Below are 25,837 nucleotides of genomic sequence, written 5' to 3'. Positions count from 1 at the left end.
AACAAAACCTGCAAATAAAATGGAGATTAAAAATATAGATAGAGCAGAGTATTTTATACTTTCTCTTAAGCGAACTATATTTTTATTAGAAAAAGTATATGCTATAAGTGGCATTACGCCTAAGACTATACCCATAGTAAAAAACTCGGGTACTTGAACAATTCTAAGTGATATACCAAAACTTGCAACTACACTATCTCCATATTGAATAGATAAGTTATTTAGCAATAAAGTAGTTACAATTAAAAATGCGGACTGAATTAATTCAGATACTCCAATTTTATATATTTCAACTTGATCTTTTAAGTTAATCCTAAAATGATATAGAAATCCTTTAAGATTTTCACTCTTAGTTTCTAAGTACCAAACATAATAGATTGAAGATGCTATATTTGCTAAAACAATAGATAAGGCGGCACCATATACATGCATATTTAATACTAATATAAATAAAATATCAAGTATAACGCTAACTAGTACACTGACAAATATACCATACATAGATTCTTTGGATGCACCCTCTGATCTTACTATTTGCTCAAGAGCAAAATTTAATATAATAGCAAATCCACCTGCAAATAATGTAGTTGAATATTGATTTGTATAATTCCATGTATTTATATCTGCACCTAATAATTTTACAATTGGTCCTATTAATAAACAAGCAATTGCTCCTACTAATAAAGCGGCAATAATACTGCCATAAAACGTATAACCAGCAACTTTTTTCGCTTTTTCATTTTCATTTTTTGCAACTAATCTTGTTATAAAGGTTCCACCACCTACACCAAACATATTTCCAAAGGCCATTAATACTATGAATATAGGTAACCCTAAAGTAATTGAACTAAGCATTGCTGTATCATGTACTAGGCCAATAAAATAAACGTTTATTACATTGTAGATACTACCTGCAGACATTCCAATCATCATAGGTATAGATAGATGAGCTATTGCCTTTTTTACTGGCTCATCTCTTAAGTATTTAATATTTGATTCTGTATTTTCCATAATTACCTCCATTTATATATAATCTAATTATTAGATTTCTAACTGTTAATATAAAAAATATAGATTTAACTATATGATCTATAAAAGATTTAATTAATGTTAGAAATATAATTATAAGATATATAATAGTTAGAATTCTAACTTACTGGATTATTATATTTCAGTAAGTTGTTTATGTCAACTATTTTAAAAATATAAAGTGGTGATTTTTTATTTAAATCACCACTTTATATTAACGTATTATCAATTTTATGAAGTATTTTTAGAAAAGATTCTTTTTCTTCTTCTGTAAGTGAAGAGGTAAGGTCATCTTCAATTTCAATGAATTTTGTTTTAAATGTTTCTATAAGATCTATTCCTTTTTTTTCAACGTATATATTTTTCTGCCTTTCATTGTTAGCTGGAATTTCTCTTCTTATGTATCCGTTCTTTTCTAGTCCTTTTAACATGCTTGTAATACTTGCAGTTGCTCTTCCAAATACATCTGCTAAGTCTTTTTGTATCAGACCCTCGTCTTGATGTTCATAAATATATTGTATAACCCTACCTTGTTGAGAATTTAATCCTAAATTATTAATTTTTCTATCTGCTGAGAACTTTAATTTTCTTGCAATTGTGCTAATTAAATTTGTATAAATAGTATCATCATTCATATTTATCACCTCATTATTACTATGTTAACAGTTAGAATTCTAATTGTCAATTTCACTATAATTAAGAAGATTTCTATGAAAAACTATAAGGCATCTCCTAAAATAAATATTTTAATATTGTTGAAATAGAAACAATAAATTAATATAATAATAGTAATGCACTAACAGATAGGGGGAAAGACCATGAATAAGGAAGAGCAGGTCATAGTAAGTTTTAGAGATTTATTTAATAAGCTTGTTTGGTTAAATAAATCTAAGATGGAAGAGAGCCTTAAAGGGTTTAAATCTTCTGAAATACATTGTATTGAATATATTGGAAGTAATGTAGATTCTAACGTGACAAAACTTGCTGAGTCCTTTTATATGACTAGAGGTGCTATAAGTAAATTAACTAAGAAGCTCATAGAAAAAGGTGTTATTGAAAGCTACCAGAAGTCAGAAAATAAGAAGGAAATCTATTTTAGGCTTACTGAGCGAGGCGAAGCAATTAACAAAGTTCATGAGGATCTGCATAAAGAGTTTCAGGAGCGGGACAAAGAAGTATTTAAAGAGGTAACTGAGGAACAATTTGATACAATGATAAATTTTGTGGAAAAGTATAGTAGACATTTAGATGCAGAAATAAAGAAGTTAGGTACGGATATTGAGTAAGAATAAATTTGAATAATGAAAGTATATGCAGTCAAACTCTAGTGAGAACAGACTGCATTTTTATTGCTTACTATTTTGTTGACAAGGAAACAAAATAGTTATATTATAAATATGTTTCCTAAGAAACAAAATATTAATTTAAAAGGAGAATCATTAATTATGCAAAAGAAAGCAAAATTTTCAAGAGATTTTTTACTTGTTGCAATAGGTCAGATTATTTCTTTATTTGGAAATCAAATTTTACGATATGCTTTACCACTTTACTTACTAAATCAAACAGGATCATCTGTTTTGTTTGGAACTATTCTAGCTTTTTCTTTTATTCCTATGATTTTATTATTCCCAGTAGGAGGAATCATTGCAGATCGCTTTAACAAACGAAATATTATGGTTATTTTGGATTTTAGTACAGCAATATTAATTATAATGTTTTATTTTATGGCTGGAATAATAGATATTGTTCCGCTTATGGGAATAACAATGGTTCTATTATACGGCATACAAGGAGCCTATCAGCCAGCAGTCCAAGCAAGTATCCCTGTATTACTAGATACAGAATATATAATGGAAGGAAATTCAGTTGTAGATTTAATTAATTCATTGGCAAATATGGTTGGTCCAGTTATTGGAGGTATATTATATTCAGTTGTTGGTTTATCACCAATCCTATATGTAAGTATAGGTTGTTTTTTTGCATCTGCTGTAATGGAGATATTTATTCATATTCCATTTGAAAAAAAGAAACGTAAAGGAAATATGTTTCTTAGTGGTTTCAATGATCTTAAAGAAAGTTTTAACTTTATTTTTAAGGTGAAACCTACTTTGTGGAGAGTTTCCTTAATATATGCAGCCTTAAATTTATTTTTAAGTTCGTTGATTTTAATTGGAGTTCCAATTGTAATTACACAACATTTAGGGTTTGCGCCTAATATCGCTAATAGGCTATATGGATATGCTCAAGGTATAATAGCTACAGGTAGCATAATTGGAGGTTTACTTGCTGGAGTATTATCAAAAAAAATAAAATTAAAAGCAAGTCCATTTCTATTAATTGGGTGTGCACTATCTATGCTTATAGGAGGAGTCGCATTACATATACTAAGAGGCTCAATGGAAAAATATATTATATTATTAAGTGGGTGTGCTATAGTAATGGCACTACTAACGTTATTTTCTATTCAAATAATGACATATATTCAAATTTCAACACCGATAGATTTAACTGGAAAGGTTATTTCATGCGTTATGTGTGTTTGCATGTGTACCATTCCCCTTGGACAATTTATTTATGGGATTGTTTTTGAAAAGATAGGAAATAGCAGCTATATTCCATTTTATGTATCATCATTTATAGTAATAGTAATTAGCATTTTTACTGGACACATTTTCTATGGAATTGATGGTCTAAAAGAACAACAATCAAATTAATAAATAGACTATTTTTTTAGATGATATATAGTTATTTTACTAAATGGATAATTAAGTAATAACAGTGTATAATATGAAATGAAATTAAAGTATAAGGTTTAGTATATATTGAGGATACTATAAAAGAGAGGGTAAAAATGAATAAAATTTCAAAAATTTATAAAGAATTAACGAGAAAAGAATTAACAAAGATAATAGAGAATTATTTTGGTTTAGAAACTGAATTTAAAGCAAAGCTTATATCTGGAGGGTTGTTTAATACAACATACCATATAAAAGTAAATAATAAGAAGGAAATAATACTTAGAGTAGGACCGGTAAATAAGCAGTTAATATTACCTTTTGAAAATAATTTAATGAAAGCTGAAGAATATGTGTACAAGCATTTTGAACGTAAAGAAATACCATGTTCGAAAGTATTAGTATGCGATGTAGATAAAAATATAATAGATAGAGACTACATGATTGTTGAATATATTAATAGTAGTGTTTTATCAGAACTTAAAGTTAATAAGGAAGTTCTAGATAGTATTTATAAAGAAACAGGAAAATACATTAATATAGTACATGAGATAACTTCTAATCAATTTGGAAGAGCTTACGATGTATCTATAGGAGCTGGATTTAACTTATGGAGTGAATACTTAAAAGATGAGGTTTCGAAACTTGGAGCAAGATTAAAAGAGTTTAATATATTTAGCGAGACAGAAATAGAGAAATTTACATTAGTATTTTGTGAATATAAGGATATACTTGATGAAATTAAAGTACCACACTTGATTCATGCAGATTTGTGGGCAGGTAATATACTAGTTAGAGAAGATAAGGGGATTTATGAAGTAGCAGCAATAATTGATGCTGATAGAGCAGTATTTGGAGATTGTGAGTTTGAATTTGCTAGTCCGTGGATAACTAATGAAGCATTTATGGAAGGCTATGGAAAAGAATTAAGTTGTGATACTAATAGTACAATTAGAAGAAAGATATATAAACTAATATACTCATTAATAGATACTTATGTTTGGATGGTTGAATATGATAATAGAGAAGCCTACGAAGAAAACAGGAGAGAATCTATAAAAATAGTAGAAGAAATAATGGCAAATAAAGAATAATTAGAATGTAAAGATGCTGAATATATAGCATCTTTTTTTGTATTGTAAATAATAAAAAGTATTTAGTTGACGTATCAACTAAATGGAGTTAAAATTAATATAACATAAGATATAGATTAAAATAGAGGTACGAAATAAATGAGAAGATTCAAAACGGAATCAATTAGTAGATATATAAATCAGTTATATAGGCAAGGAGTTAGTTTTCTTGGAAAGGAATATAAAGAATATAATATTGGTGCAGGACAATATCAATTTTTACTTTATTTATATATGAAAGAAGGAATAACTCATGATGAGCTAACTGAAAAAATTGGTGTTGATAAAGCTGCAACAACAAGAGCAATTGTAAAACTTGAGAAATCAGGTTATATAAAAAAAGTACAGGATTTAAATGATAAGAGAAAATACTATATATTTTTAACTGAATTTGCTAAAAGAAATAGAGAATGTATAGTAAATATATCAAAGAATTGGGAAAATGAATTAACTGGTGAACTGACAAAAGAAGAATTAGAACAATTTTACTATCTTTTTAGAAAGATTACTAAAAATGTTTCAAATGAAGATTTTAGTGAAGAAACTATTTAATTTGGAGGAGAGAGTTATGGAAAAGAAGTATTTTGAAGGTAGATTTGAAGATAAGGTTATGATTGTAACAGGCGCTGCAAGAGGAATTGGTAAAGCAACAGCTATAAGAGCAGCTAAAGAGGGCGCAAAAGTAGTTATAGTTGATAAGCTAAAAGAACAAGGAGAGAAAACTTTAAAAATAATAATTGATAATGGTGGCGACGCGATATTTTTAAATAAAGATTTATCTATTGAAAAAGAATGTGAAGAGGTAGTAAAAGATACTGTGGCTAAGTATGGCAAATTAGACATAGCGATAAATAATGCAGGAGTTATGGGTAGTCCAAGTCCATTACATGAATTGAAACAAGAAAATATGGATTATACAATGGCAAATAATTTTTATACTGTTTATTTCTGTTGTAAATATGAAATTCAGCAATTTATTGCTCAAAATAGTGGTGGAGTTATTGTAAATAATGCTTCAATAGCAGGTTTAACTGGGCTTCCTGGAAATCCAGCATATGTTGCATCTAAGCATGCTGTTAATGGATTAACTAAAAATTTAGCTTTAGATTATGCTAGATTTGATATAAGAGTAAATTCAGTAAATCCAGCAGGTACAGATACTCCAATGGTTGAGGAAGCTATGGAATATGTTAAAGCTAGAAGAGCACAGGCAATAGCAAATGGAGTTGATCCAGCAAAAGCTCAATCTATGGCTGGACAGAAAACTCAAACGATACAAAAAAGAAATGCAACTGCAGAAGAGCAAGCAGCCTCAATACTATTTTTAGCATCTGATGATTCAACTCATATGACAGGTGCAACCTTACAAACAGATGGTGGATGGACATCATTCTAAATAAATATGAGTTTAAAAATAGCTTTAAATGTTTTAAAGCTATTTTTTATTTCTTAATAAAAAATATATTAAAGATTTATTGTATTTTATAGGGAAATATGACATAAAAAAGTAGAATAGAGGTCGTGTGAATGATATACTTATAAGATGAAAAATAGAGTGGGTGGGGTAGAATGAAAATATTAAAGGGGATTGCTAGTATAGTACTATATATAATGTTAGGTGGTATATACATAGTTAGTTTGTTTACTGAGAATAAAAAGATATTTTATGGTGTAACTATATTAATACTATTTAATTTGATACATAGCATAATTAGAAATTGGCGTAAATTAAGGAAAAATAAAGACAAAAAAGTGCTTAGGATTGGAATAATAACAATAAACTGTATTTCGTTAATTCTAAGTGCTATGTGGATATATACTTTTAATAACATTGATGAATTTTATAAAATAATAAATGAAGAGTATTATGCTTCATTTGAAAATGATAAATACAATAGTGAATTTGTAGAAAGCAAACATGGAATTTATAAAATTATCCATAGAGAGAATATAGAATCAGCGTTACCAATGATTAATAAAATTTTAGATGAGATAGAATTAAAAAGTAAAAACATATTTGGAAGTGTAAAAGAACCAGTTACTATTAAATTTGATTATGATAATGATATTTTTAAATCTAGGCTTGATAATGGGAACCAGCTTGCTGATGGGTATTACGCACCTGGATCAAATACAGTTTATATGTATGCTGAGGATGCTTTGGAAATTTTATTTAAAGATAGTTTCTATAGAGGTACGTTATCTCATGAAATAGCACATCATTATTATTATAAATATATAAAAGATAATAATATTTCGGATGAAAAAATACCTCTCTGGTTTTCAGAAGGGGTAGCTGAATATATGTCTAGTGATGAAGTGTGTAATAATAATTATAATTTTAAATTCACTCAATTTACAAATATTGATGAATATGATGAATGGAATAGTATTGAAAGTGGAATGCAGTATGTTCAAAGTCTGTATACAATAAATAAGCTCGTTGATATAAAAGGTAAAGAAATAATTAAAAATATATTAGTTAATACAAAGGAAGATGGTTTTAGTAATTCATTTGAAAAAGCTGTTGGAATATCATTAAATGATTTTGAAAAAGAAATAAAAAAAGATATTGAAAGTAGTAAGGGTGATTGTAATACAGTTCATGAAAATGGATTTGAAGAATACTTTGATATAAAAATTGAAGGATTTGAAAATTATATAAAAAAGTATCCAAATGATATTGAAGCTTATACTATACTTTCAAATTTTTATTCTAATTATGGTAGAAAAGAAGAGGCTATTAAGCTTTTAGAGGAAGGAATTAGATTGAATCCTAATAACGAACAATTAAAGCATTTACTAAAATTACAACTAGAATAAAACATAAATTTATTTAGTATTAACTAGAAGTGGTATATAATATTACGTAAGATGGCAAGAATTCATTTATAATAAATGAAATAAGAGGAGATATAAATTATGAAAGTAAATTTAAGTGATGTAATAGAAGCAATCGAATTTGAGGGAGAATTATTAACTCATTATTATAATAAAGAAACAGGGATAATAATATATGTTGAAGATGAAAGTACTTCAAAGTATAAGGCGGAAGATTTTAAGAATATAGATAAATTTGAAGAATGGGAAAGAGAATTAATAATAGGGCTTAACCACTTAAAAGAACACCCAGAAGAATATATTCAGTTACCAAGTAATGAGGATATTAACGAAGATTCAATGATGATAAACTTTGTAAAATCATTAGGTGATGATATTGCAAGCAATATTCCTGAAGATAAATCTATGAGAAAGTATATTGAAGATTTAGGAAAGCTTAGTGAATGGTATGATTACAGAGAAAATGCTGAATACCAATTAGCAAAAGATTGGTGCATTAAAAATAACATACAGTTTGTAGAATAATATTAAAAGAATTACCTAATTAGAAGGTAATTCTTTTATTTTTTATATAGAGGTAGGTTTTAGTAGGACAAAAGTGGAACTTATATATGGGGACTTAATAGATTATGGGGAGATTAAAATGAAAATTAGAAGTTATCAATCAAAAGATTGTACAGAAATTATAGAGTTGTTTTATAATACAGTGCATTTTGTTAATTCAAAAGATTATAATGATAGACAGATTAATGTGTGGGCACCAAAAAATATTAGTAAAATTAAATGGGATAAATCACTTTTAGAACATTATTCTGTAGTAGTTGAGGAAAATGGAATTATAATAGGTTTTGGGGATTTGGGTAGTTATGGATATTTTGATAGGTTGTATGTTCATAAAGATTACCAAGGTATTGGAGTAGGAAAAACTATTTTAAATGAGATAGAGAAATATGCATATGAAAATGGTGTTAAAGTTATAGTGACTCATGCATCTATAACTGCAAAATCATTTTTTTATAAGTTTGGATACAAAGTAATTAAAGAACAATCAGTTGAACGGTATGGAGAAAGTTTAAATAATTTTGTTATGGAAAAAACTTTATAAATGTAGGTAGTAATATTTATAGAAGGAGATATTATAAAATGAATACTTTAAAAGTTGGATTAATTCAGCATAGAGCAATAGCAAACAATATAGATGAAAATTTAAAGTTAGGTTTAAAATATATAGATGAGGCAAAGAAGTTAGGTGCAGATATAGTGTTATTCCCAGAGATGTGGTCAAATGGCTATGAGCCACCGTTTAGTGATGCTTTTAATAATCCATTCAATGAAAATTATAAAGAAGAACGTAAAAAATGGATTGCTGAAGCTATTGATGAAGAGAGCAACTATATTAAATCATTTAGAGATATTGCAAAATCATTAGAAATAGGAATTGTTATAACGTATCTTTCAAAAGGGAGTTCTAGTCCACAAAATACAGCTTTAGTAATTGATAGAACAGGAGATATATTAATGAAGTACTCTAAGGTTCACACATGTGATTTTTCATTAGAAGCACTTCTTGAAGGTGGAACAGATTTTAAAGTCTGTGAGTTCTCTGGAGTGAATATTGGAGTAATGATTTGCTATGACAGAGAATTTCCTGAAAGTGCTAGAGTGTTAATGTTAGAAGGGGCTGATATTATACTTGTTCCAAATGCCTGTGATATGAATCTAGCAAGAATAAATCAGTTATCAACTAGAGCTTTCGAAAATATGGTTGGTGTAGCAATGACAAATTATCCTAAAGAAAATTGGGGTAACTCCTGTGCATATAGTCCAGTAGTTTTTGATGAGGATGGAAATTATGTTGATAATAAAATTGTTTCGGCAGGAGACATAGAAGAAAATATATTAATAGCACAATTTAATTTAGATAACATAAGAAAATATAGAAAAAGTGAGACTTTAGGCAATGCCTACAGGAAAGTTGAATCTTATAAGAAGCTATTAGATAAGACAGTTAAAGATCCATTTATAAGAGGCTTTTCAGAAATAGAAAGTATGGAAAATTGGAAAGAAATAAAGCAAATTGATAAAGGGTGGTCTAAAGATAAAAAGTTTTATATAAAAACAAAAGATAATGAAGAATTACTCCTTAGAATATCTGATATATCAGAATATGCTAAGAAGAAACGGGATTTTGAATTAATCAAAGATGTAAGTAGTAATGATATACTAATGTCTGTACCTATAGAGTTTGGAGTATGCAATAATGGAAAAGAGGTATATTCATTATTCACATGGATATGTGGAGAGGATGCTAATATTAAATTACTAACTCTCAGTAAAGAAGAACAGTATAATTTAGGTGTTAAAGCAGGATTATATCTTAAAAAAATTCATAAAATACAAGTAACAGATATAGATATAGACTGGTATACCAGATTTAATAAAAAAATAGACAACAAGATTTCAATGTATAAACATTGTGGGATTTTAGTAGATGGATCAGAACAAATAATAAGCTATCTTGAAAATAATAGACATTTGTTGAAGAATAGACCACAATGCTTTCAACATGGTGATTACCATATAGGAAATATGATTATAACACCTTTAAATGAACTTGGAATAATAGACTTTAATAGATGTGATATAGGAGATCCTTTTGAAGAATTTAATAGGATTACATGGTGTGCTGAAGTTAGTCCAGAATTTGCTTCAGGATACATTAATGGATATTTTAATAATGAAGTGCCAGATTTGTTTTTTAGATTAATGTTATTATATATTTCAAGCAACCAAATAGGAGCTATTGCATGGGCAAAGTCGTTTGGGAAAGAAGAAATAGATACAATGGTTGAACAAACTAAAAAATTACTAAAATGGTATGATGGATTTAAAAAATATATACCAAGTTGGTATATAAAATTTGATTAATGATAGTAAAGCAATAAAACCATAAGCTACTTTTAAATAGCTTATGGTTTTATTTAATTTAAATTATAGCCATAAAGAAACACATTAAGTTTAGCATCAACTGAATCAAAGTAAATCTCTTTTTCATTTAGACGACTAAAATTTTGACTATCATAAAATCCATAATTGCATCTAGTATCGGTATACAAGTAGATTGATGCTACATTCATACTTTTCATGTAATTAGATAAATAACTTACAAGAGTTTTTCCAACTCCAAAGCCCCTACATTCTTTTGATACTATAAATAATTGAATACAACCTTGAAATGAATCCTTTTTACCTTGAATAATTTCTTTATACGTCTTTGAAATTTTCGAGAATTCTTTAAGGACTGTTCTATTTTCCTTAGTAGATAGAACTAATTGGAGTCCGTTATAAGCAAGACTTAAAAAGTTATGAGGCTTCCTTAAACGATTCCTATCATTTTCAGCATTGCCTAAAATAAGACCAACGACCTTATTATTTTTCTCAGCTATTTTACTAAAGGAGCTATCAATAATACAATCTTGCAAGTAAATGGTCAAAACTACATCTAAAAACTTTTTATCTTTAATAAAATCATCAAAGCCAAAGGCTTCACAAATTAAATTTTTAATGGAATTATAATCATCTTTAACTAAATCTCTATACAATATTTCACTCATTTTTGCACAATCCTTTCAATTATTAATTGGTATTTTATTGAAAATACCTTATAATTATAATAAGGTGTACTCTAAGGGGAGAGTCAATAGTGTTAAATGAATAAATAAAGGAAGTAATTATAATGAAAAATTTATTTTCGATTGGAGAAGTATCTAAAATTAAAGATATTACAATAAAAACTTTAAGATATTATCATAAAGTAGGTATTCTTGTTCCTAGATATATTGATGAAGAAACTGGATATAGATATTATTCTATAGATCAATTTATTCATATAGATATTATAAAAGGGTGCAGATCTTTAGGTAACAGTATAGCTGAAATACAGGAAATTTTTAAAGACAGTAATACGGATACATTATTAGATTTCTTAAAAACTAAAAAAAATGAAGCAGAAGAGAATATAAATAAAATGAATGAGATAATTAAAAATATAGATATGATTAATGAAAGCGTTTATTATGCTAAAGAGATATTAAATAATGATGATATTACTAGTACACACTTTAAAGAACGATACATAGTAGTAGCTCCTTGCATGGAAGTCGAAGATTTTAAAGAGCTACTTTACTATTCAGAATTAGATAAAGTTATACAGCATAAAAACATAGAAATTTCTATAGATAGAGGTATACTGTATGAGATTAAATCAGATTACTCTATGGAACCAAAGTATGTTTTTAATGGGTTAGAAGGGGAAAATAGCATAGAGGAAGATAATAATATAAAAGTATTAAAAGAAGGAATATATTTAACTTTAACTTTTAGTAAAGAGAATGAGCAAGAGCGTATTGAAAAAATGCTCACTTATATAAAAGAAAATAATATTAATGCTAAAAATATTATAATAATTGATTTAATAAATGATTTTTTTAATACAGAATCATATAGTTGCCAAATCCAAGTGCTTATATAAAGGGGAGATTGAATGGGAAATGATTATATTAAAATACAGATTGATAAGGTATGTTTTAAATTAAAAGAAATGCATGATTTTGAATGGCTAAAAAGTTATGGGAAAGTATTTTGTGTATTTGATCAGCAGGATTCAGGTAATATATGTTTTGGCGTACAGAGAGACAATGAAAAAGTCTTTATAAAATATGCAGGAGCTAAAACTGTGGAATATGATGGAGATATAGAAAAGGTTATAAGTGAATTAATGAGAGTGAGTGAAATTTATAAAAACTTAAGTTGTGATCAATTAATTAAATTTAAAGATGAGTTTATAACTGAAGATGGATATGCAGTAGTTTTTGAATGGATAGAAGGTAATAATTTACATGAACATTGGACTTTTAATAAGTATCCTAAATATACACATGAGAAATCAGCATATTATAAGTATAAAAATTTAGATTTTAGTAAGAAGTTAAAATCTATAGATACAATATTTAGATTTCTTTGCAATGTTGAAGATAAGGGATATGTAGCAATAGATTTGTATGACGGAAGTATTATGTATGATTTTAATAAGGATATTACAAAAATATGTGACATTGATTTTTTTAGAAAGAAACCAGCTGTCAATAATATTGGTAAGGGATTTTGGGGTTCTGATAGGTTCAAATCGCCTGAGGAGTATGAATTAAATGCAATTATTGATGAGAGAACAAATGTTTTTAATTTAGGTGCTTTAATATTTGGTATTCTTGGAAGTGATACAGATTATTCATTTGAAAAATGGGAAGGTACAAAGAAATTATATGATTTAGTAAGCATAGCAACATCTTTAGATAGAGATAAAAGGTTTAAATCAGTAAGGGATTTTTATAATGAATGGAAAACATTATTATAAATTTAATGAAGAGGGAAGGTAGTATATATGATTTATAAAGTTGATAATAAAGTAAACAATAAAATAAAAGATAGATTATCAAATATATTTAAAGGAATGCATGATACGTGCATACTTTCAGCATTACAAGGATATATGGGAACTATTTGGGTTGATAATATAAAAGATCCAATGGCTGCACAAATTATTGTAGGAGATTTTGTATTTTATGCTGGAGATATTACTTCAGAAGAAGCTAAAGAGTTATTAGAAAATTTGCCTAATAATTCTTTAGTAATTGTTGAAAATGACAAATGGAAAGATAAAATAGAAAAAATTCATAAAGGACATATAGATAAATTTCAAAGGTATGCTTTTAAAAAAGATGTTGAAAGTCTTGATATTAATAAGATTGAAGCATTTATAAGTAAGTTACCAAAGGGATATGAACTTAAAAAGGTAGATTTTAATATAGCAAATAGTAAATCATTTAATGAATTATCAGAAGATTTTACTGCACAATTTAATTCAGTAGAAGATTTTATTAATAGAGGAACTGGATATTGCATTTTTCATGGTGAAAATGTTGTTTCAGGGGCTACATCTTATAGTATATATAATAATGGGATTGAAATTGAAATTGATACACATAAAGATCATAGACAAAAGGGACTTGCGACTGTAGTAGCTGCTGCATTGATATTAGAGTGCTTAAAGGATGGAAAATATCCTAGCTGGGATGCTGCAAATTTAAATTCTGTAAAGCTAGCAAAAAAATTAGGATATGTATTAGACAAGCCATATGATACTTATTATGTAAGTTATAAATAATGAGCATCAGAAGAAATTTGAATAACAGGGGGACTAAAATGAAACTTATTTTATGGTTTTCCATAGATAAGTTTCATTTTAATTTATTTGAGAAAAGATGAAATATTATATATAAATAATACGACTAATTAGTGAAGAAGAAAGTACTTTCGAAAAAATAGGGGGAAGATATGGTTACTAGAGAAAATTTTATACGGGGTTTAAAGAAGAAAAATTATAAGGCATTAGATTATGTAGTTGAAAATTATGCTAACCTTATATTTAAAGTTTCATATAGTGTTTTACAGAATAGAGAATTGGCTGAAGAGTGTATGAATGATGTTTTCTTGAAAATTTGGGATAATGCAATATATTTTAATAAAGAAAATAATCAGTTCGTTAAATGGATTATGGTAATTAGTAAATATACAGCTATAGATAGGTTAAGAAAAGAAATACGACAACCAGATAAAATTAATATAGAAACATTAAATGTAAGTGCTACAGAAAAATTGGATGAAAGCTTAGAAATAAAGGATGATTTATTTAAAGTAAAAAAAGAAATTGATAATATGAAGCCTTTAGAAAAAGAAATATTTCTCAGGAAATTTTATCTAGATCAAGATACGAAACATATAAGTGAAAGTCTTGGAAAATCGGAAAAATTTATTAATCTTAAAATATTTAGGGGTAGAAAAAAGCTTAGGGAAAAGCTAATAAATAAGGGGTGCTAATTATGAATCCAAAGGATATATTAGATAATTTAGATAACGAAAATATAGAGAAGATAGAAATGTCAAAAGAGAATTTATCAGAGATTGAAATTTATAGTATAAAGAAAAATATTAAAAAGAAACTTAAAAAAAGAAATAATAAGAAAAAGTTAGTAGCAAGTGCTGTAGCAATCGCATTAGTAGGGATAATAAGTACTCCAGCTATAGCAGATAATATACCTGTAATAAACAACATTTATAAGCAATTTGGATTTTTTCAGGGGTATGAAAAATATACAAATTATATAGGACAATCACAGGAGAGTAATGGGATTAAAGTAACAATAGAAAATATTATAGCTGTACCAAATCAATTAGAAGCTGTTGTGAAAATTGAAAGCAGAGAACCATTAAAGTTAAATCCAAAAGAAGATAATTTTATGTTTAACGTAAATATGGATATGAATACAATAAAGTCAGGTACATCAACTTCTTCAGGTTGTGACAGTTATTATATTGATAATAATACAATGATATTAAATTATAAAGAGACTTTGAGTGGAAGTACGTATCCTAAGAAAGGTGATTTAAGTCTCCAAATAAAAAAATTATCAGAAGATTTCAAAATAACGGAGTTAGAAATGACTTTTGATATAAAGGTTGATTTTACAACTGCTTTTAAAGATAAATATAATTTAGATATAAAACAGTATGTAAATGATTCAGTTAAGCTTAATAAGTTAAAATCTAATGCAATGGGTAGTGAATTAGAATTCACTGGTGAAGATGCAGAGAGTTTAAATGATGTATGGGGGCCAAAGTACTGTATTGAAGTGGATGGAAAAATATATACTAAGAAATTTGGAAGCAATATGGATTTTCCACAGTTAACTGCAGATATTATGAGGAATGCTAATAGTATAAACTTTATTATATCAGATATAAAAGAACCATTAAAATGGGGTGATGATTTAGATGATATACAGATTGAAATGGTACAGGAAGGTAATATTAAGTATCCAAAAATAATTACATCACAAAATGGATCAAAAGGTGAAATTTATAAGGTTGAATGGGAAGGTAATAAATTGAAATTTTATTTTAGAAGTGAATATGAGCCAATAAATATATTCCAAGGGTTATCACTATCAGCTTCTAATAATGATAAAGACAGGGACTTCAGTAGATATAGTAATAAGTATACTATAGAAAGAGTAGATGATGGATATGTTGCTATATTTGATGGTGTAGAGAAAAATAAAAATATTTTACTTGATTTTGGTGATCATATACCTTTAGATAATTATAAAGAGGCTAAAGTAATAAAAGTTAAATAGGAGATGGAAAAATATGATTATCCGTGAAATAAGAACTGAAGATGCTAATGACTATCTTAATATGATGTTAGGATTAGATAAAGAGACAAAATTTATGTTATATGAACCTAATGAGAGATCTAATAATATTGATCCAATAAAAAAGATGATAGAGAAAAATATAGAAGAAGAAAATTTGTTTAAAGTTGCAATTTACAATAATCAAATTGTAGGGTTTATATGCGCACAAAGAGGTTCGTTGAATAGAATAAGACATACTGCATATATTGTTCTAGGAATACGCAAACAATTTAGAGGAAAAGGTATTGGTAAAAGTTTTTTCAAAGAGTTAGACTTATGGTCAAAAGAGAATAATATAAAAAGATTAGAATTAACGGTAATGTGTAAAAATGATATAGCTAAGAACCTTTATGAGAAAAATGGATTTTTAATAGAAGGAATAAAGAAAAAGTCAGTAGTTGTTGATGGAGAGTATATGGATGAATTTTATATGGCTAAAATATATAAGTAACTTATATATGAACTTTATAATATTGTAATTGACAACTTCTACTAATAAAACTATAATAAGAAAAAATGTTAAAAATCTGATGATAAGGAAGAGTAATTAAATTAAGCTTCAATAAAGAGATCCTAGGATGGTGGAATCTAGGAAAGAAGAGATTTGATGAATGGGCCTTTGAGGAATGAAGAGAAATCTAGCAGAGAGAGAGAGAGTATCCGATTGGTGAGCCGCACCTTATAGCGGATAGAGTATGTTAGTACTTGATTTTGAGTGGTGTAGTTGATTTTATAATAATATTATTTTCTATACAATCTAGGTGGCAACGCGGATATTATCTCCGTCCTATTAATTTAGGACGGAGTTTTTTTTATATAAATAATTAAGGAGTGAGTTTAATGAAAAAAGAAATAATTTTAACAGGAGATAGACCAACAGGTAAATTGCATATAGGGCATTATGTTGGATCATTAAAAAGCAGAGTACAATTACAAAATAGTGAATTATATAATAGTTTTATAATGATTGCTGATCAACAAGCTTTAACTGATAATGCAAGAGATCCAGAGAAAATAAGAAATAGCTTAATAGAAGTTGCGTTAGATTACTTGGCAGTAGGAATAGACCCAAAGAAATCAACGATTTTTGTTCAGTCACAGATTCCAGAATTAAATGAACTTACTATGCATTATTTAAATTTAGTTACAGTTGCAAGATTAGAAAGAAACCCGACAGTAAAAAATGAGATAAAGGAAAAAGATTTTAATCTAAGTATACCAGCTGGATTTTTAATATATCCTGTAAGTCAAGCTGCTGATATTACAGCATTTAAAGCTGAAATTGTTCCAGTTGGAGAAGACCAAATGCCAATGATTGAGCAAACAAGAGAAATTGTAAGAACATTTAATGCTACTTATAAAACAGATATTTTAATAGAGCCAAGAGCAATACTTCCTAAAGAAGGACTTGGAAGATTACCTGGAATTGATGGGAAATCAAAAATGAGTAAATCATTGAATAATGCAATCTATTTATCAGATGAACCAGATGTGATTAAGAAGAAGATTATGTCTATGTATACAGACCCAAATCATATTAAAGTGACAGATCCAGGTGAAGTAGAAAATAATATTGTATTCGCATATTTGGATGCATTTTGCAATGATAAAGATAAACTTCAAAATATGAAGGAGCATTATAGAAGTGGTGGGCTTGGAGATATAAAAGTTAAAAACTATTTAAATGAAATATTACAAGCTGAGCTTGAACCTATAAGAAATAGACGAAAAGAGTTTGAGAAGGATAAATCATTTGTATATGAAGTATTAGAAAGTGGAAGTAATAATGCAAGAAAAGTAGCTGCAGAAACTCTTTCAGAAGTGAGAAGTGCAATTGGAATAGATTATTTTAAATAGATAGTCTTTTATGTTCTTTTTATATGAGATATAATTATTGTAAAATTAAGGGGGTATTTATAATGGATATTACTACAAATTTAAAAGATATGATTAGGGATTTTTCTGAGCTAGATGAAGTTTTAGGAATACTATTAGCGGGTTCACATGCTACAAAAACTAATGATGAAAATTCCGATTATGATATATATATTTATTTGGAAAATAAAATATCAGTTGAAAAGAGAAAAGAAATTACTAGTAAATACTGTAGCTATATGGAGAGTAATAATACTTTTTGGGAAACAGAAGATGATGGGATTCTAAAAGATTCTAACATACCAGTTGAAATTATTTATAGGGAAATAAAGTGGATTGAAGATTCATTAAATAGAACATTAGTAAAGTGCGAAGCAGATATAGGATATACAACTTGTTTTTGGTCAAATTTTATAAATTCTATTATTTTATATGATAAAAATGGGTGTTTAAATGAATTGCAACAGAAGTATAAAATAAAATATCCACAAAAGTTAAAAGAAAATATAATAAAAAAGAATTACCCATTATTAAAGCTACAAATGCCAGCATACTATTATCAAATAGAGAAAGCTTTAAAAAGAGATGATTTTATTAGTGTAAATCATAGAGTAGCTGCTTTATTTGCAAGCTATTTTGATATTATATTTGCTATAAATGATATGGCTCATCCAGGGGAAAAAAAGATTATTAAAATAATAAAAGATAATAGATTAAAGGTTCCAAATAATATGGATAAAAACATTAATAATATTTTAAGTTATTCAGCAAAGGGTAATTTATCTATATTATCTGAAATGGATATGTTAATAGAAAACTTAGATATGATGCTTAAAGATAATGGATTATATTTGTTTTAATACATGAAATAAGCCGATAACAAAGTGTTATCGGCTTATACAATAGTTATTCACTTAGAACTTTCCATCCTATAGAAACTACTCCAACTTCTAAGCTTAGAACTCCAATAATTCGTTCTATTATCATATCACTTTTTTCTATACTTATGATTTCTGCTTTAACTCGAACTTTACTTTCATTTTCAATTTCTATACTTTCAAGCTTTCTAAGGAGAATCTTTTCTTTAGAAACCATTTCCATAAGCATTGATCTTATATTAAACTCTTCATTTTCATCACACTTTATAGTTATTCCATAAATGTATTCATCATCTTCATCCTTATCTTTAACTCGATACATTTTCTTTGCAATTGGTCTTAAAATAATATTAGCTAAAACTATTATAAGTGCTGCAGTAGCTGCAAAAATAATTTGTCCTGAACTAGCAAGTACACCAACAGATGCAGTGCACCAAAGGGTGGCAGCTGTATTTAATCCTCTAACATTAAATCCTTCTCTTAGAATAACTCCACCACCAAGGAAACCAACACCAGTTACAACTTGACCTGCAATACGTGAACTATCACCACTACCTGCAATTGTGGCATACATTACGAATAAGCATGCACCAACACATACTAAAACATTTGTACGTATTCCAGCAAGAGTTTGCCTATATTGTCTTTCTAATCCTATTACAAACCCTAAAATAGCAGCTGATAATAGCCTTATAAGAAAATCAGTAAGTATCATAATATCACCTCTCAAAATAATTACTTATAATTAATTTACCATAAAAAGCAATAAAGATACTAGACATATGAAATAGATAAATTAAAAATATTATAAAGATGTAATAAATGTTAATGTGAATTTATAAGTAGTTAAGTTATTTTAACAGTAGTATGCAAAGGAATATTATCCCATATCCATTTTGCGTTTTCTAAAGATAGCCGTATGCAACCATCAGATATAGCTTTGCCTAGTCTTGGATCTTTTATGGAACCATCAAGGTTATAAATTATAGAATGAAATAAATAATTTCCTTTATATTGGGTATAGTATCTGCATTTATATCCCTTATTAACCCCAAAGTACAACCCTTTAACTCCTATATTAAAATTCCCTTTTGGAGTAGGTGTAGAAGGTTTACCTATTGAGCATAAATAACTGTGAACTAGAGTCCAGCTATCTTGTGAACCTTTAAATATGTTTGTTTTGAAATTTTTCGTATCTACCCAAATGAGATATTCAGTACTACTAGAAAGATTTGCTTTGTTAACAAAGGTTGTAGCGCTAGTTAAGTAGTTTTTATCACTTGCTAGTTTATCAGCTAGTATAGCTCTTTGATACTGTAATAAAGATTTAATGTTACGAATTTTATTGAAGAATATATTAGTCATGCAATTATCCTATAAATATTGTTTATATATACTATATTCAAGGAAAGTAATATGTGAGGATATAGTTATAATATTATTTAAATTCTAGCTATAAGGGTAAATAAAAAGGAAAGGGTACTTTACATTAAATGTAATTTATGATAATATATAGATGTAAAGTTAACTTTCCGTAAAGGGGGAGAAATATGTTTTGAAAAATAGGTTAGAAGAGATACGAAAGAAGAAAGGAATAAAACAAGAAGAACTTGCGAAAGCATTAGAAGTTTCAAGACAAACAATTGGATCACTAGAAAATGGACGATATAATCCATCAATTATATTGGCATTTAAGATTGCACGGTATTTTGGTATGAGTATTAAAGAAATTTTTATTTATGAGGAGGAAGAATAATGTTAAAGAAAAAATCAATCAATTTTATTTTGTTAGTTATTGGTTTATGTTTAGTTTCTGTAAGTTTATTCTTAAAACTAGAGGAGATGAAATCATTAGAAGGTATTATGATTGGCTTAGGTGCAGGATTAATTGGAATGAGTATTGCAAATATTTATATGAGACACTTAGAAGAAAGAAATCCTGAAATTTCAGAACAAAATAATATTGAATTAAAGGATGAGAGGAACATTATGATTCGAAATAAGGCAAAAGCAAAGGCAGCTGATGTTACTAAGTGGCTTATTATGGGTATTGCATATATAACAATAATTATAAATGCGCCTCTTTGGGTAACAGTTCTTACTGTAGCCGTATTTTTAATATACAATGTTGCTGGAGTATATTATATGAACAAGTATCAAAAAGAGATGTAATTTTCTAGTTTAAGCACAGCAATTTTAACAAAAAAATAAAGTAATCATATTTATATAATAGTATATAGATTTACTATAAGTAAAATATTCTATTACAAAGGATGATTGCAATGAAAATTGAAAAGGATTTGTGCTTTAATGGTGAAATTATAACACCTAATAATGATGAATATGAAGTTGATAGGCAAATTTGGAATAGAGCTATACAGAGATATCCAAAGGCAATAATATACTGCAAAGAAAAGGAGGAGGTTGTAGAAGCTTTAAAATTTTGTATTAGAAATAGTTTTAATTTTAGAATTCGTTCTGGTGGGCATAATTATGAAGGATTTTCAATCGGGAATGATATAGTGGTTATTGATGTAAGCAGAATGAAGAAAATAACGATAGATGAAGCTGAAAATAAACTGAAAGTAGAAGCTGGCGTACAAAATAGTGAGCTTTATGAATATGTAGGATCTAAAGGATATCCATTTCCTGGGGGTACGTGTCCAACTGTTGGAGTAGTTGGATATGCATTAGGTGGAGGTTGGGGATTGTCTTGTAGATTATTTGGACTTGGTGCAGATAGCTTAGTTGAAGCTGAAGTTATAGATTATGAAGGAAATGAAATAATTGCAAATAGAGATTGTAATGAAGAGTTATTTTGGGCATTAAGAGGTGCTGGTAATGGAAATTTTGGAATAGTTACAGCGCTTACTTTCAATCTTCCACCAAAATTTAATAATGTAACTTTATTTACTATGCACTATGAAAACACTTCAATAGTAGAGCAGGCAAATATAATGGATATATTCCAAAAAATATATATGACTTTAGATAGAAGAGTTAATATGAGGGCTAGTTTTTATAACTCTGTTAATGAAGGGATGGCAGTATATTTCTTTGGTCTATTTTATGGGGATGAAAGAGAATTAAAAGAGATATTACAACCATTTTTAGATATACCAAATTGTAATGCAACTTTTGAGAATACAACATTTTTAAATGCAATTAGGAAAGTTCAAGAGGGATATCCAGATAAGGAAAAATTTAAGTCTACAGGACGTTTTGTAAATGAGAGTTACTCAAAATATACCCTTATAAATCTAGCTTCCTTTTTAAAGGAAAGACCTGAGGGGGCAATATATACTGCAATTACTTTTTATGGGTTAGGCGGTGCGGTAAAAGACAAAGGTGAGCACGAGACTGCATTTTATTATAGGGATGCAAATTATATTATGGGTATACAATCTGTATGGGAAAATGATGTATATGCTGATATTAATAAAGAATGGGTAGCAAGTAAATTAAACTATATAATGACTATTACAGAGGGCTCATTTATAAATTTCCCATATAGTCCATTAAGTAATTTTGCAAGTGAATATTATGGATGCAACGTAGATGAATTGACATTAGTAAAAGGGAAATATGATCCATTTAATGTCTTTAAATATCCTCAATCGATAAGATATTAATATTATTAAAAGCCAAGGTAAATGTAATAAGAAAGTTATTACATTATATCTGGCTTTTTTATTTACTTATTTGCAAAAATAATAAGCAACTACTCTAAATGGTATAAGAACTCAAGTATATAGAAATAACAGTATGTATTATATGATATAATATTTTTATTAAAAAAAGGGGATGAGGATTTTGAACTTAGAAATTATTACAGAAAATTTATTAAAGATAAGTTCCCCTTTTACAAGAAAACAAGGTAAAGCTTTAGCGAAAGAAGCAGCTATAAAAGATTTGACTAGTAAAAGGATTGAAGGAACTTATCATATTTATGGAAGAGTATTAAATGATAATAAAAGTAATACATATAGTACACATATAAAAATTAATGCAGAAACAGATAAGATAATAGATACAAAGTGTACTTGTGAAGTATTTGAGGAGAATAGAAGACAAATAAGAAACTATGTTTGTAAACATATTATAGCAACAGGGTATACTTTTTATAATTTAGCAAAGAAAAAAGTCTGCACTAAAGCAAAAGTTGAAAATGTAGATAAAGACTTAAAAAAACTTAAAAGTAAGAGATTTTTAGCATTAGATTTAATGATTAGATGTATTAAAAATGATGGGATACCATCATACCAATGTGAATTTAGAATTGGAACTTTAAATACACATTTAATCATTGATATTAAGGATTTCATAAGTAGAGTGGAGTCTAAAAAGGGTATGAGACTTAACGGAGCATTTACTTATAATCCACTAAAGGATGAATTTCTTAATGAGGATAATAGTTTAATCGAATTTATAAAAGCAAACAAACAAAAAATTAGAGGGAAATACTTGAAGTTATATCAAAATGAAATAAGAGATTTTTTGAGTTTAATAGATAAAAATAAAAAAATTATATTTACTTATGATTCAATCAACTATGAAGTGAAAGTTAAGAAGGAAAATGTTCCCGTAGCTTTAACAGTTAAGTTAGATAATGAGGGGTTTGTTCTAAGACATCACAATAAGTTCCCAATATTATTAAGTAATGTTGGAGATGCTATGTTTTTTGATAGAAATATATATTTGCCAAGGAATAAACAGTTAATTTCCTATATTCCTTTCCATAAACAATTTCTAAAGAATAACAGTATAAGATACAAAGAATCACTAGAAAGTTTAAATGATTTATTAGCAAATTTAAAGGATATTACTAATAATATAGTATTAGATGAAAATACAAAAAAGTTTAAGTCAAGATTATTGAAACCTAGTTTTTATTTTTATAAGGAAAAAGGATATATTTATTGCAATGTAAAGTTAAACTACTGTAATTATATAATTGATTTGATTAAAGATAAGTCAGATAAAAGTTTTCTTAGAGACTATAAAAAAGAGAATTTAATTGATATGGAACTTGAAAAATTTAAGTTCATAAAAAAAGAGAAAGATTTTATGTTTATAGGTAATGATGAGGACATATATGAAGTATTAAGTTATGGAGTAAAAAGGTTAAAAGAGATTGGAATTGTAAAAGTTTCAAATGATTTTAATGATTTCAAACTAATAAATTCAGAGTCTATTATATCTGAACTAAATGAATTTGATAACTTCTATAGACTTAAATACAATATTTCAGATTTTACAATCAAGGAATTAAGAGAAAGTATTGATTCTATGAAAAATGGAGCGAGATTTTATAAAAATAAGAATTCTTATTTAGATTTAGAAGATCCAGGTGTAATACAGTTTTTAAATCTTATAGAGGACTTAGGGCTTAAGGAAAATGAAATTGATATTGATAAAAATAAAATTTTATATCTTCAAGAAAAACTAAAGGATAGAAACTTATCATTTATACGTGGTGGATCAATACTTCAAGAAATAGTTCAAAAGTTATTAGATAAAAAATATAAAAGGAAACTAGTCCCTAAAGCTCTAAATGCCAAACTTAGAAATTATCAAGTTGCAGGTTTTAAATGGATAAATGAAATAACAGAATTAGGTTTTGGTGGAATACTTGCAGATGATATGGGACTTGGAAAAACAATTCAAATAATAGCTTTTATAGTATCTCAAAAGAGAACAAAGACACTTATAATTACGCCAACATCAGTAATTTACAATTGGAAAGACGAGTTTGAAAGGTTTGCACCATCATTAAGAGTAGGATTAGTTCATGGAAGTAAAGATTCAAGGAAAAAAGTTTTGAAAGATTATAAAAAGTATGATGTAATTTTAACTACATATGGAACATTAAAAAATGATGAAGAAAACTATAATGATATGTCTTTTGATTACTGTATAATCGATGAAGCGCAAAATATAAAGAATCCAATAGCACAAGCGACGGTTTCAGTAAAGAGAATAAAATCAAGGTGTAATATAGCATTAACAGGAACTCCGATAGAGAATAATTTAATGGAATTATGGTCAATCTTTGATTTTATTATGCCAGGATATCTATTTACAAAGGAAAGATTTAAAGAAAGATTTATTATTAATGATAACATATGCGAATTAAAGGCTTTAATAGCACCTTTTATACTTAGAAGACTTAAAAAAGATGTATTAGATGAATTACCAAGTAAGGTTTTGAAGAAATATTTAGTAGAAATGAATTCAAAGCAAAAACAGATATACAAATCTTATGTAAAGGAAATTAAAGATAAGATTAACTATTCTAAAGACAAGGTTAATCTATTTTCGTATTTAACAAAATTAAGAGAGATATGTTTAGATCCATCCCTTGTAATACCAGATTATATAGGAAAGAGTGCTAAGCTAAATATAGTTAAAGAGTTAGTTAATGAATCCAGTTTAGATGGAAAGAAAATATTATTGTTCTCTCAATTTACTTCTGTATTAAAGAAGATAGAGGAGGATTTTAAATTAGAAGGAGTTAATTACAGTTATTTAGATGGAGGAACATCAGCAAAGGAAAGAGTGAGAAAAGTTAATGAGTTTAATGAAAATGAAGATATCAAGGTATTTTTAATTTCATTAAAGGCTGGAGGGGTAGGGTTAAACCTAACATCAGCAAGCGTAGTAATACATTTTGATCCTTGGTGGAATCCAGCTATTGAAGACCAAGCAACAGATAGGGCGCATAGATTTGGCCAAAAAAATGTTGTTGAAGTAATTAAACTTGTAGCTAAAGATACAATTGAGGAGAAAATTGTGCTAATGCAAGAGGAGAAAAAAGAGCTTATTCAAAGTCTAATGGACGGAAAAGTTATGGATGGAAAAGGCTTAAAAAGATTAAGTGAGGAAGAAATATTGAATTTATTTGAATAGTATATAAATGTTTGCAAAATGTAACATTTTTTTATTGAATTGTAAATCTTATGTAATTAAAAAAGATATTTATACAAATACTAACATTATACAATGAAAGTATAAATATTTTTTCATAGGAGGCT

At 27.4% G+C, this 25,837-nt stretch carries 26 protein-coding genes and 1 other annotated feature; of the genes, 21 read left to right on the top strand and 5 right to left on the bottom strand.

The window, feature by feature from the left end; genetic code table 11:
* Nucleotides 1–1,011, bottom strand: a 1,011-nt coding sequence (locus tag RSF37_RS00825; RefSeq protein WP_332562470.1) for an MATE family efflux transporter, incomplete at its 3' end; no start/stop codon positions are given.
* A 227-nt stretch (nucleotides 1,012–1,238) separates the two neighbouring features.
* A complete protein-coding gene (locus RSF37_RS00820) occupies nucleotides 1,239–1,664 on the bottom strand; it encodes a MarR family winged helix-turn-helix transcriptional regulator (protein ID WP_332562469.1) in 426 nt (141 codons plus the stop codon).
* A 183-nt stretch (nucleotides 1,665–1,847) separates the two neighbouring features.
* Here RSF37_RS00820 and RSF37_RS00815 point away from each other — a divergent pair, with 183 nt between their 5' ends.
* From RSF37_RS00815 to RSF37_RS00775, 9 genes are all read left to right on the top strand, one after another.
* Nucleotides 1,848–2,315, top strand: coding sequence for a MarR family transcriptional regulator (locus RSF37_RS00815; RefSeq protein WP_332562468.1), 468 nt, complete (start codon nucleotides 1,848–1,850; stop codon nucleotides 2,313–2,315).
* A 159-nt stretch (nucleotides 2,316–2,474) separates the two neighbouring features.
* On the top strand, nucleotides 2,475–3,743 hold the full coding sequence (locus tag RSF37_RS00810; RefSeq protein ID WP_442878693.1) for an MFS transporter: 1,269 nt from the start codon (nucleotides 2,475–2,477) through the stop codon (nucleotides 3,741–3,743).
* Nucleotides 3,744–3,880: 137 nt separating this feature from the next.
* Entirely contained in the window at nucleotides 3,881–4,858 is a 978-nt protein-coding gene (locus RSF37_RS00805) for a phosphotransferase family protein (RefSeq protein WP_332562466.1), read from the top strand.
* A 138-nt stretch (nucleotides 4,859–4,996) separates the two neighbouring features.
* On the top strand, nucleotides 4,997–5,449 hold the full coding sequence (locus tag RSF37_RS00800; RefSeq protein ID WP_332562465.1) for a MarR family winged helix-turn-helix transcriptional regulator: 453 nt from the start codon (nucleotides 4,997–4,999) through the stop codon (nucleotides 5,447–5,449).
* A 16-nt stretch (nucleotides 5,450–5,465) separates the two neighbouring features.
* Nucleotides 5,466–6,293 carry an SDR family NAD(P)-dependent oxidoreductase gene (locus tag RSF37_RS00795; RefSeq protein WP_332562464.1) on the top strand — a complete coding sequence of 276 codons (828 nt, stop codon included), beginning with the start codon at nucleotides 5,466–5,468 and terminating at the stop codon, nucleotides 6,291–6,293.
* A gap of 173 nt (nucleotides 6,294–6,466) precedes the next feature.
* Entirely contained in the window at nucleotides 6,467–7,720 is a 1,254-nt protein-coding gene (locus RSF37_RS00790) for a tetratricopeptide repeat protein (protein WP_332562463.1), read from the top strand.
* Between the two features lie 99 nt (nucleotides 7,721–7,819).
* A complete protein-coding gene (locus tag RSF37_RS00785; protein WP_332562462.1) occupies nucleotides 7,820–8,263 on the top strand; it encodes a hypothetical protein in 444 nt (147 codons plus the stop codon).
* 118 nt (nucleotides 8,264–8,381) lie between these two features.
* Nucleotides 8,382–8,843 (top strand): GNAT family N-acetyltransferase, encoded by a 462-nt coding sequence (locus tag RSF37_RS00780; protein WP_332562461.1) that lies wholly within the window; start codon nucleotides 8,382–8,384, stop codon nucleotides 8,841–8,843.
* A 38-nt stretch (nucleotides 8,844–8,881) separates the two neighbouring features.
* The gene (locus tag RSF37_RS00775; protein ID WP_332562460.1) at nucleotides 8,882–10,666 is read left to right on the top strand and encodes a nitrilase-related carbon-nitrogen hydrolase; all 1,785 of its coding nucleotides are present in this window, start codon (nucleotides 8,882–8,884) and stop codon (nucleotides 10,664–10,666) included.
* A 53-nt stretch (nucleotides 10,667–10,719) separates the two neighbouring features.
* On the opposite strand, the gene RSF37_RS00770 is transcribed toward RSF37_RS00775, so the two are convergent.
* On the bottom strand, nucleotides 10,720–11,352 hold the full coding sequence (locus RSF37_RS00770; protein WP_332562459.1) for a GNAT family N-acetyltransferase: 633 nt from the start codon (nucleotides 11,350–11,352) through the stop codon (nucleotides 10,720–10,722).
* Between the two features lie 122 nt (nucleotides 11,353–11,474).
* On the opposite strand from RSF37_RS00770, the gene RSF37_RS00765 reads away from it, so the two are divergent.
* From RSF37_RS00765 to RSF37_RS00730, 8 genes are all read left to right on the top strand, one after another.
* A complete protein-coding gene (locus RSF37_RS00765; protein ID WP_332562458.1) occupies nucleotides 11,475–12,269 on the top strand; it encodes a MerR family transcriptional regulator in 795 nt (264 codons plus the stop codon).
* A 12-nt stretch (nucleotides 12,270–12,281) separates the two neighbouring features.
* Nucleotides 12,282–13,151: a protein kinase domain-containing protein gene (locus RSF37_RS00760; protein ID WP_332562457.1), complete on the top strand. Its 870-nt coding sequence runs from the start codon at nucleotides 12,282–12,284 to the stop codon at nucleotides 13,149–13,151.
* 27 nt (nucleotides 13,152–13,178) lie between these two features.
* Nucleotides 13,179–13,961: a GNAT family N-acetyltransferase gene (locus RSF37_RS00755; protein ID WP_332562456.1), complete on the top strand. Its 783-nt coding sequence runs from the start codon at nucleotides 13,179–13,181 to the stop codon at nucleotides 13,959–13,961.
* A 170-nt stretch (nucleotides 13,962–14,131) separates the two neighbouring features.
* Complete coding sequence (locus RSF37_RS00750; protein ID WP_332562455.1) at nucleotides 14,132–14,674, top strand: sigma-70 family RNA polymerase sigma factor; 543 nt, start codon at nucleotides 14,132–14,134, stop codon at nucleotides 14,672–14,674.
* Between the two features lie 2 nt (nucleotides 14,675–14,676).
* Nucleotides 14,677–15,990, top strand: coding sequence for a DUF4179 domain-containing protein (locus RSF37_RS00745; protein WP_332562454.1), 1,314 nt, complete (start codon nucleotides 14,677–14,679; stop codon nucleotides 15,988–15,990).
* Between the two features lie 13 nt (nucleotides 15,991–16,003).
* Nucleotides 16,004–16,501, top strand: a complete 498-nt coding sequence (locus tag RSF37_RS00740) for a GNAT family N-acetyltransferase (protein ID WP_332562453.1) — start codon at nucleotides 16,004–16,006, stop codon at nucleotides 16,499–16,501.
* A 70-nt stretch (nucleotides 16,502–16,571) separates the two neighbouring features.
* Nucleotides 16,572–16,843 (top strand) — a binding site (T-box leader).
* Nucleotides 16,844–16,890: 47 nt separating this feature from the next.
* Nucleotides 16,891–17,907 carry a tryptophan--tRNA ligase gene (gene trpS / locus RSF37_RS00735; RefSeq protein ID WP_332562452.1) on the top strand — a complete coding sequence of 339 codons (1,017 nt, stop codon included), beginning with the start codon at nucleotides 16,891–16,893 and terminating at the stop codon, nucleotides 17,905–17,907.
* Between the two features lie 62 nt (nucleotides 17,908–17,969).
* Nucleotides 17,970–18,785 (top strand): nucleotidyltransferase domain-containing protein, encoded by an 816-nt coding sequence (locus RSF37_RS00730; RefSeq protein ID WP_332562451.1) that lies wholly within the window; start codon nucleotides 17,970–17,972, stop codon nucleotides 18,783–18,785.
* A gap of 46 nt (nucleotides 18,786–18,831) precedes the next feature.
* Here RSF37_RS00730 and RSF37_RS00725 read toward each other — a convergent pair whose 3' ends face one another.
* Both RSF37_RS00725 and RSF37_RS00720 read right to left on the bottom strand, forming a co-directional pair.
* Nucleotides 18,832–19,518: an MgtC/SapB family protein gene (locus tag RSF37_RS00725; protein ID WP_332562450.1), complete on the bottom strand. Its 687-nt coding sequence runs from the start codon at nucleotides 19,516–19,518 to the stop codon at nucleotides 18,832–18,834.
* Nucleotides 19,519–19,649: 131 nt separating this feature from the next.
* On the bottom strand, nucleotides 19,650–20,168 hold the full coding sequence (locus RSF37_RS00720; RefSeq protein ID WP_332562449.1) for a L,D-transpeptidase: 519 nt from the start codon (nucleotides 20,166–20,168) through the stop codon (nucleotides 19,650–19,652).
* Between the two features lie 190 nt (nucleotides 20,169–20,358).
* Here RSF37_RS00720 and RSF37_RS00715 point away from each other — a divergent pair, with 190 nt between their 5' ends.
* The 4 genes from RSF37_RS00715 to RSF37_RS00700 all read left to right on the top strand — a co-directional run bounded on the left by RSF37_RS00715 (nucleotide 20,359) and on the right by RSF37_RS00700 (nucleotide 25,712).
* Nucleotides 20,359–20,559 carry a helix-turn-helix transcriptional regulator gene (locus RSF37_RS00715; protein ID WP_332562448.1) on the top strand — a complete coding sequence of 67 codons (201 nt, stop codon included), beginning with the start codon at nucleotides 20,359–20,361 and terminating at the stop codon, nucleotides 20,557–20,559.
* A complete protein-coding gene (locus RSF37_RS00710; protein ID WP_332562447.1) occupies nucleotides 20,559–20,975 on the top strand; it encodes a hypothetical protein in 417 nt (138 codons plus the stop codon). The genes RSF37_RS00715 and RSF37_RS00710 overlap by 1 nt, the downstream gene beginning before the upstream one ends.
* A gap of 110 nt (nucleotides 20,976–21,085) precedes the next feature.
* Nucleotides 21,086–22,435: an FAD-dependent oxidoreductase gene (locus RSF37_RS00705; RefSeq protein WP_332562446.1), complete on the top strand. Its 1,350-nt coding sequence runs from the start codon at nucleotides 21,086–21,088 to the stop codon at nucleotides 22,433–22,435.
* 181 nt (nucleotides 22,436–22,616) lie between these two features.
* Nucleotides 22,617–25,712: an SNF2-related protein gene (locus tag RSF37_RS00700; RefSeq protein WP_332562445.1), complete on the top strand. Its 3,096-nt coding sequence runs from the start codon at nucleotides 22,617–22,619 to the stop codon at nucleotides 25,710–25,712.
* Nucleotides 25,713–25,837 lie beyond the last annotated feature (125 nt).

Origin of the sequence: Clostridium sp., from assembly GCF_036643715.1 — a bacterium.
Classification (GTDB): Bacteria; Bacillota; Clostridia; order Clostridiales; family Clostridiaceae; genus Clostridium.
This window is presented reverse-complemented; position numbering and strand designations above follow the sequence as displayed.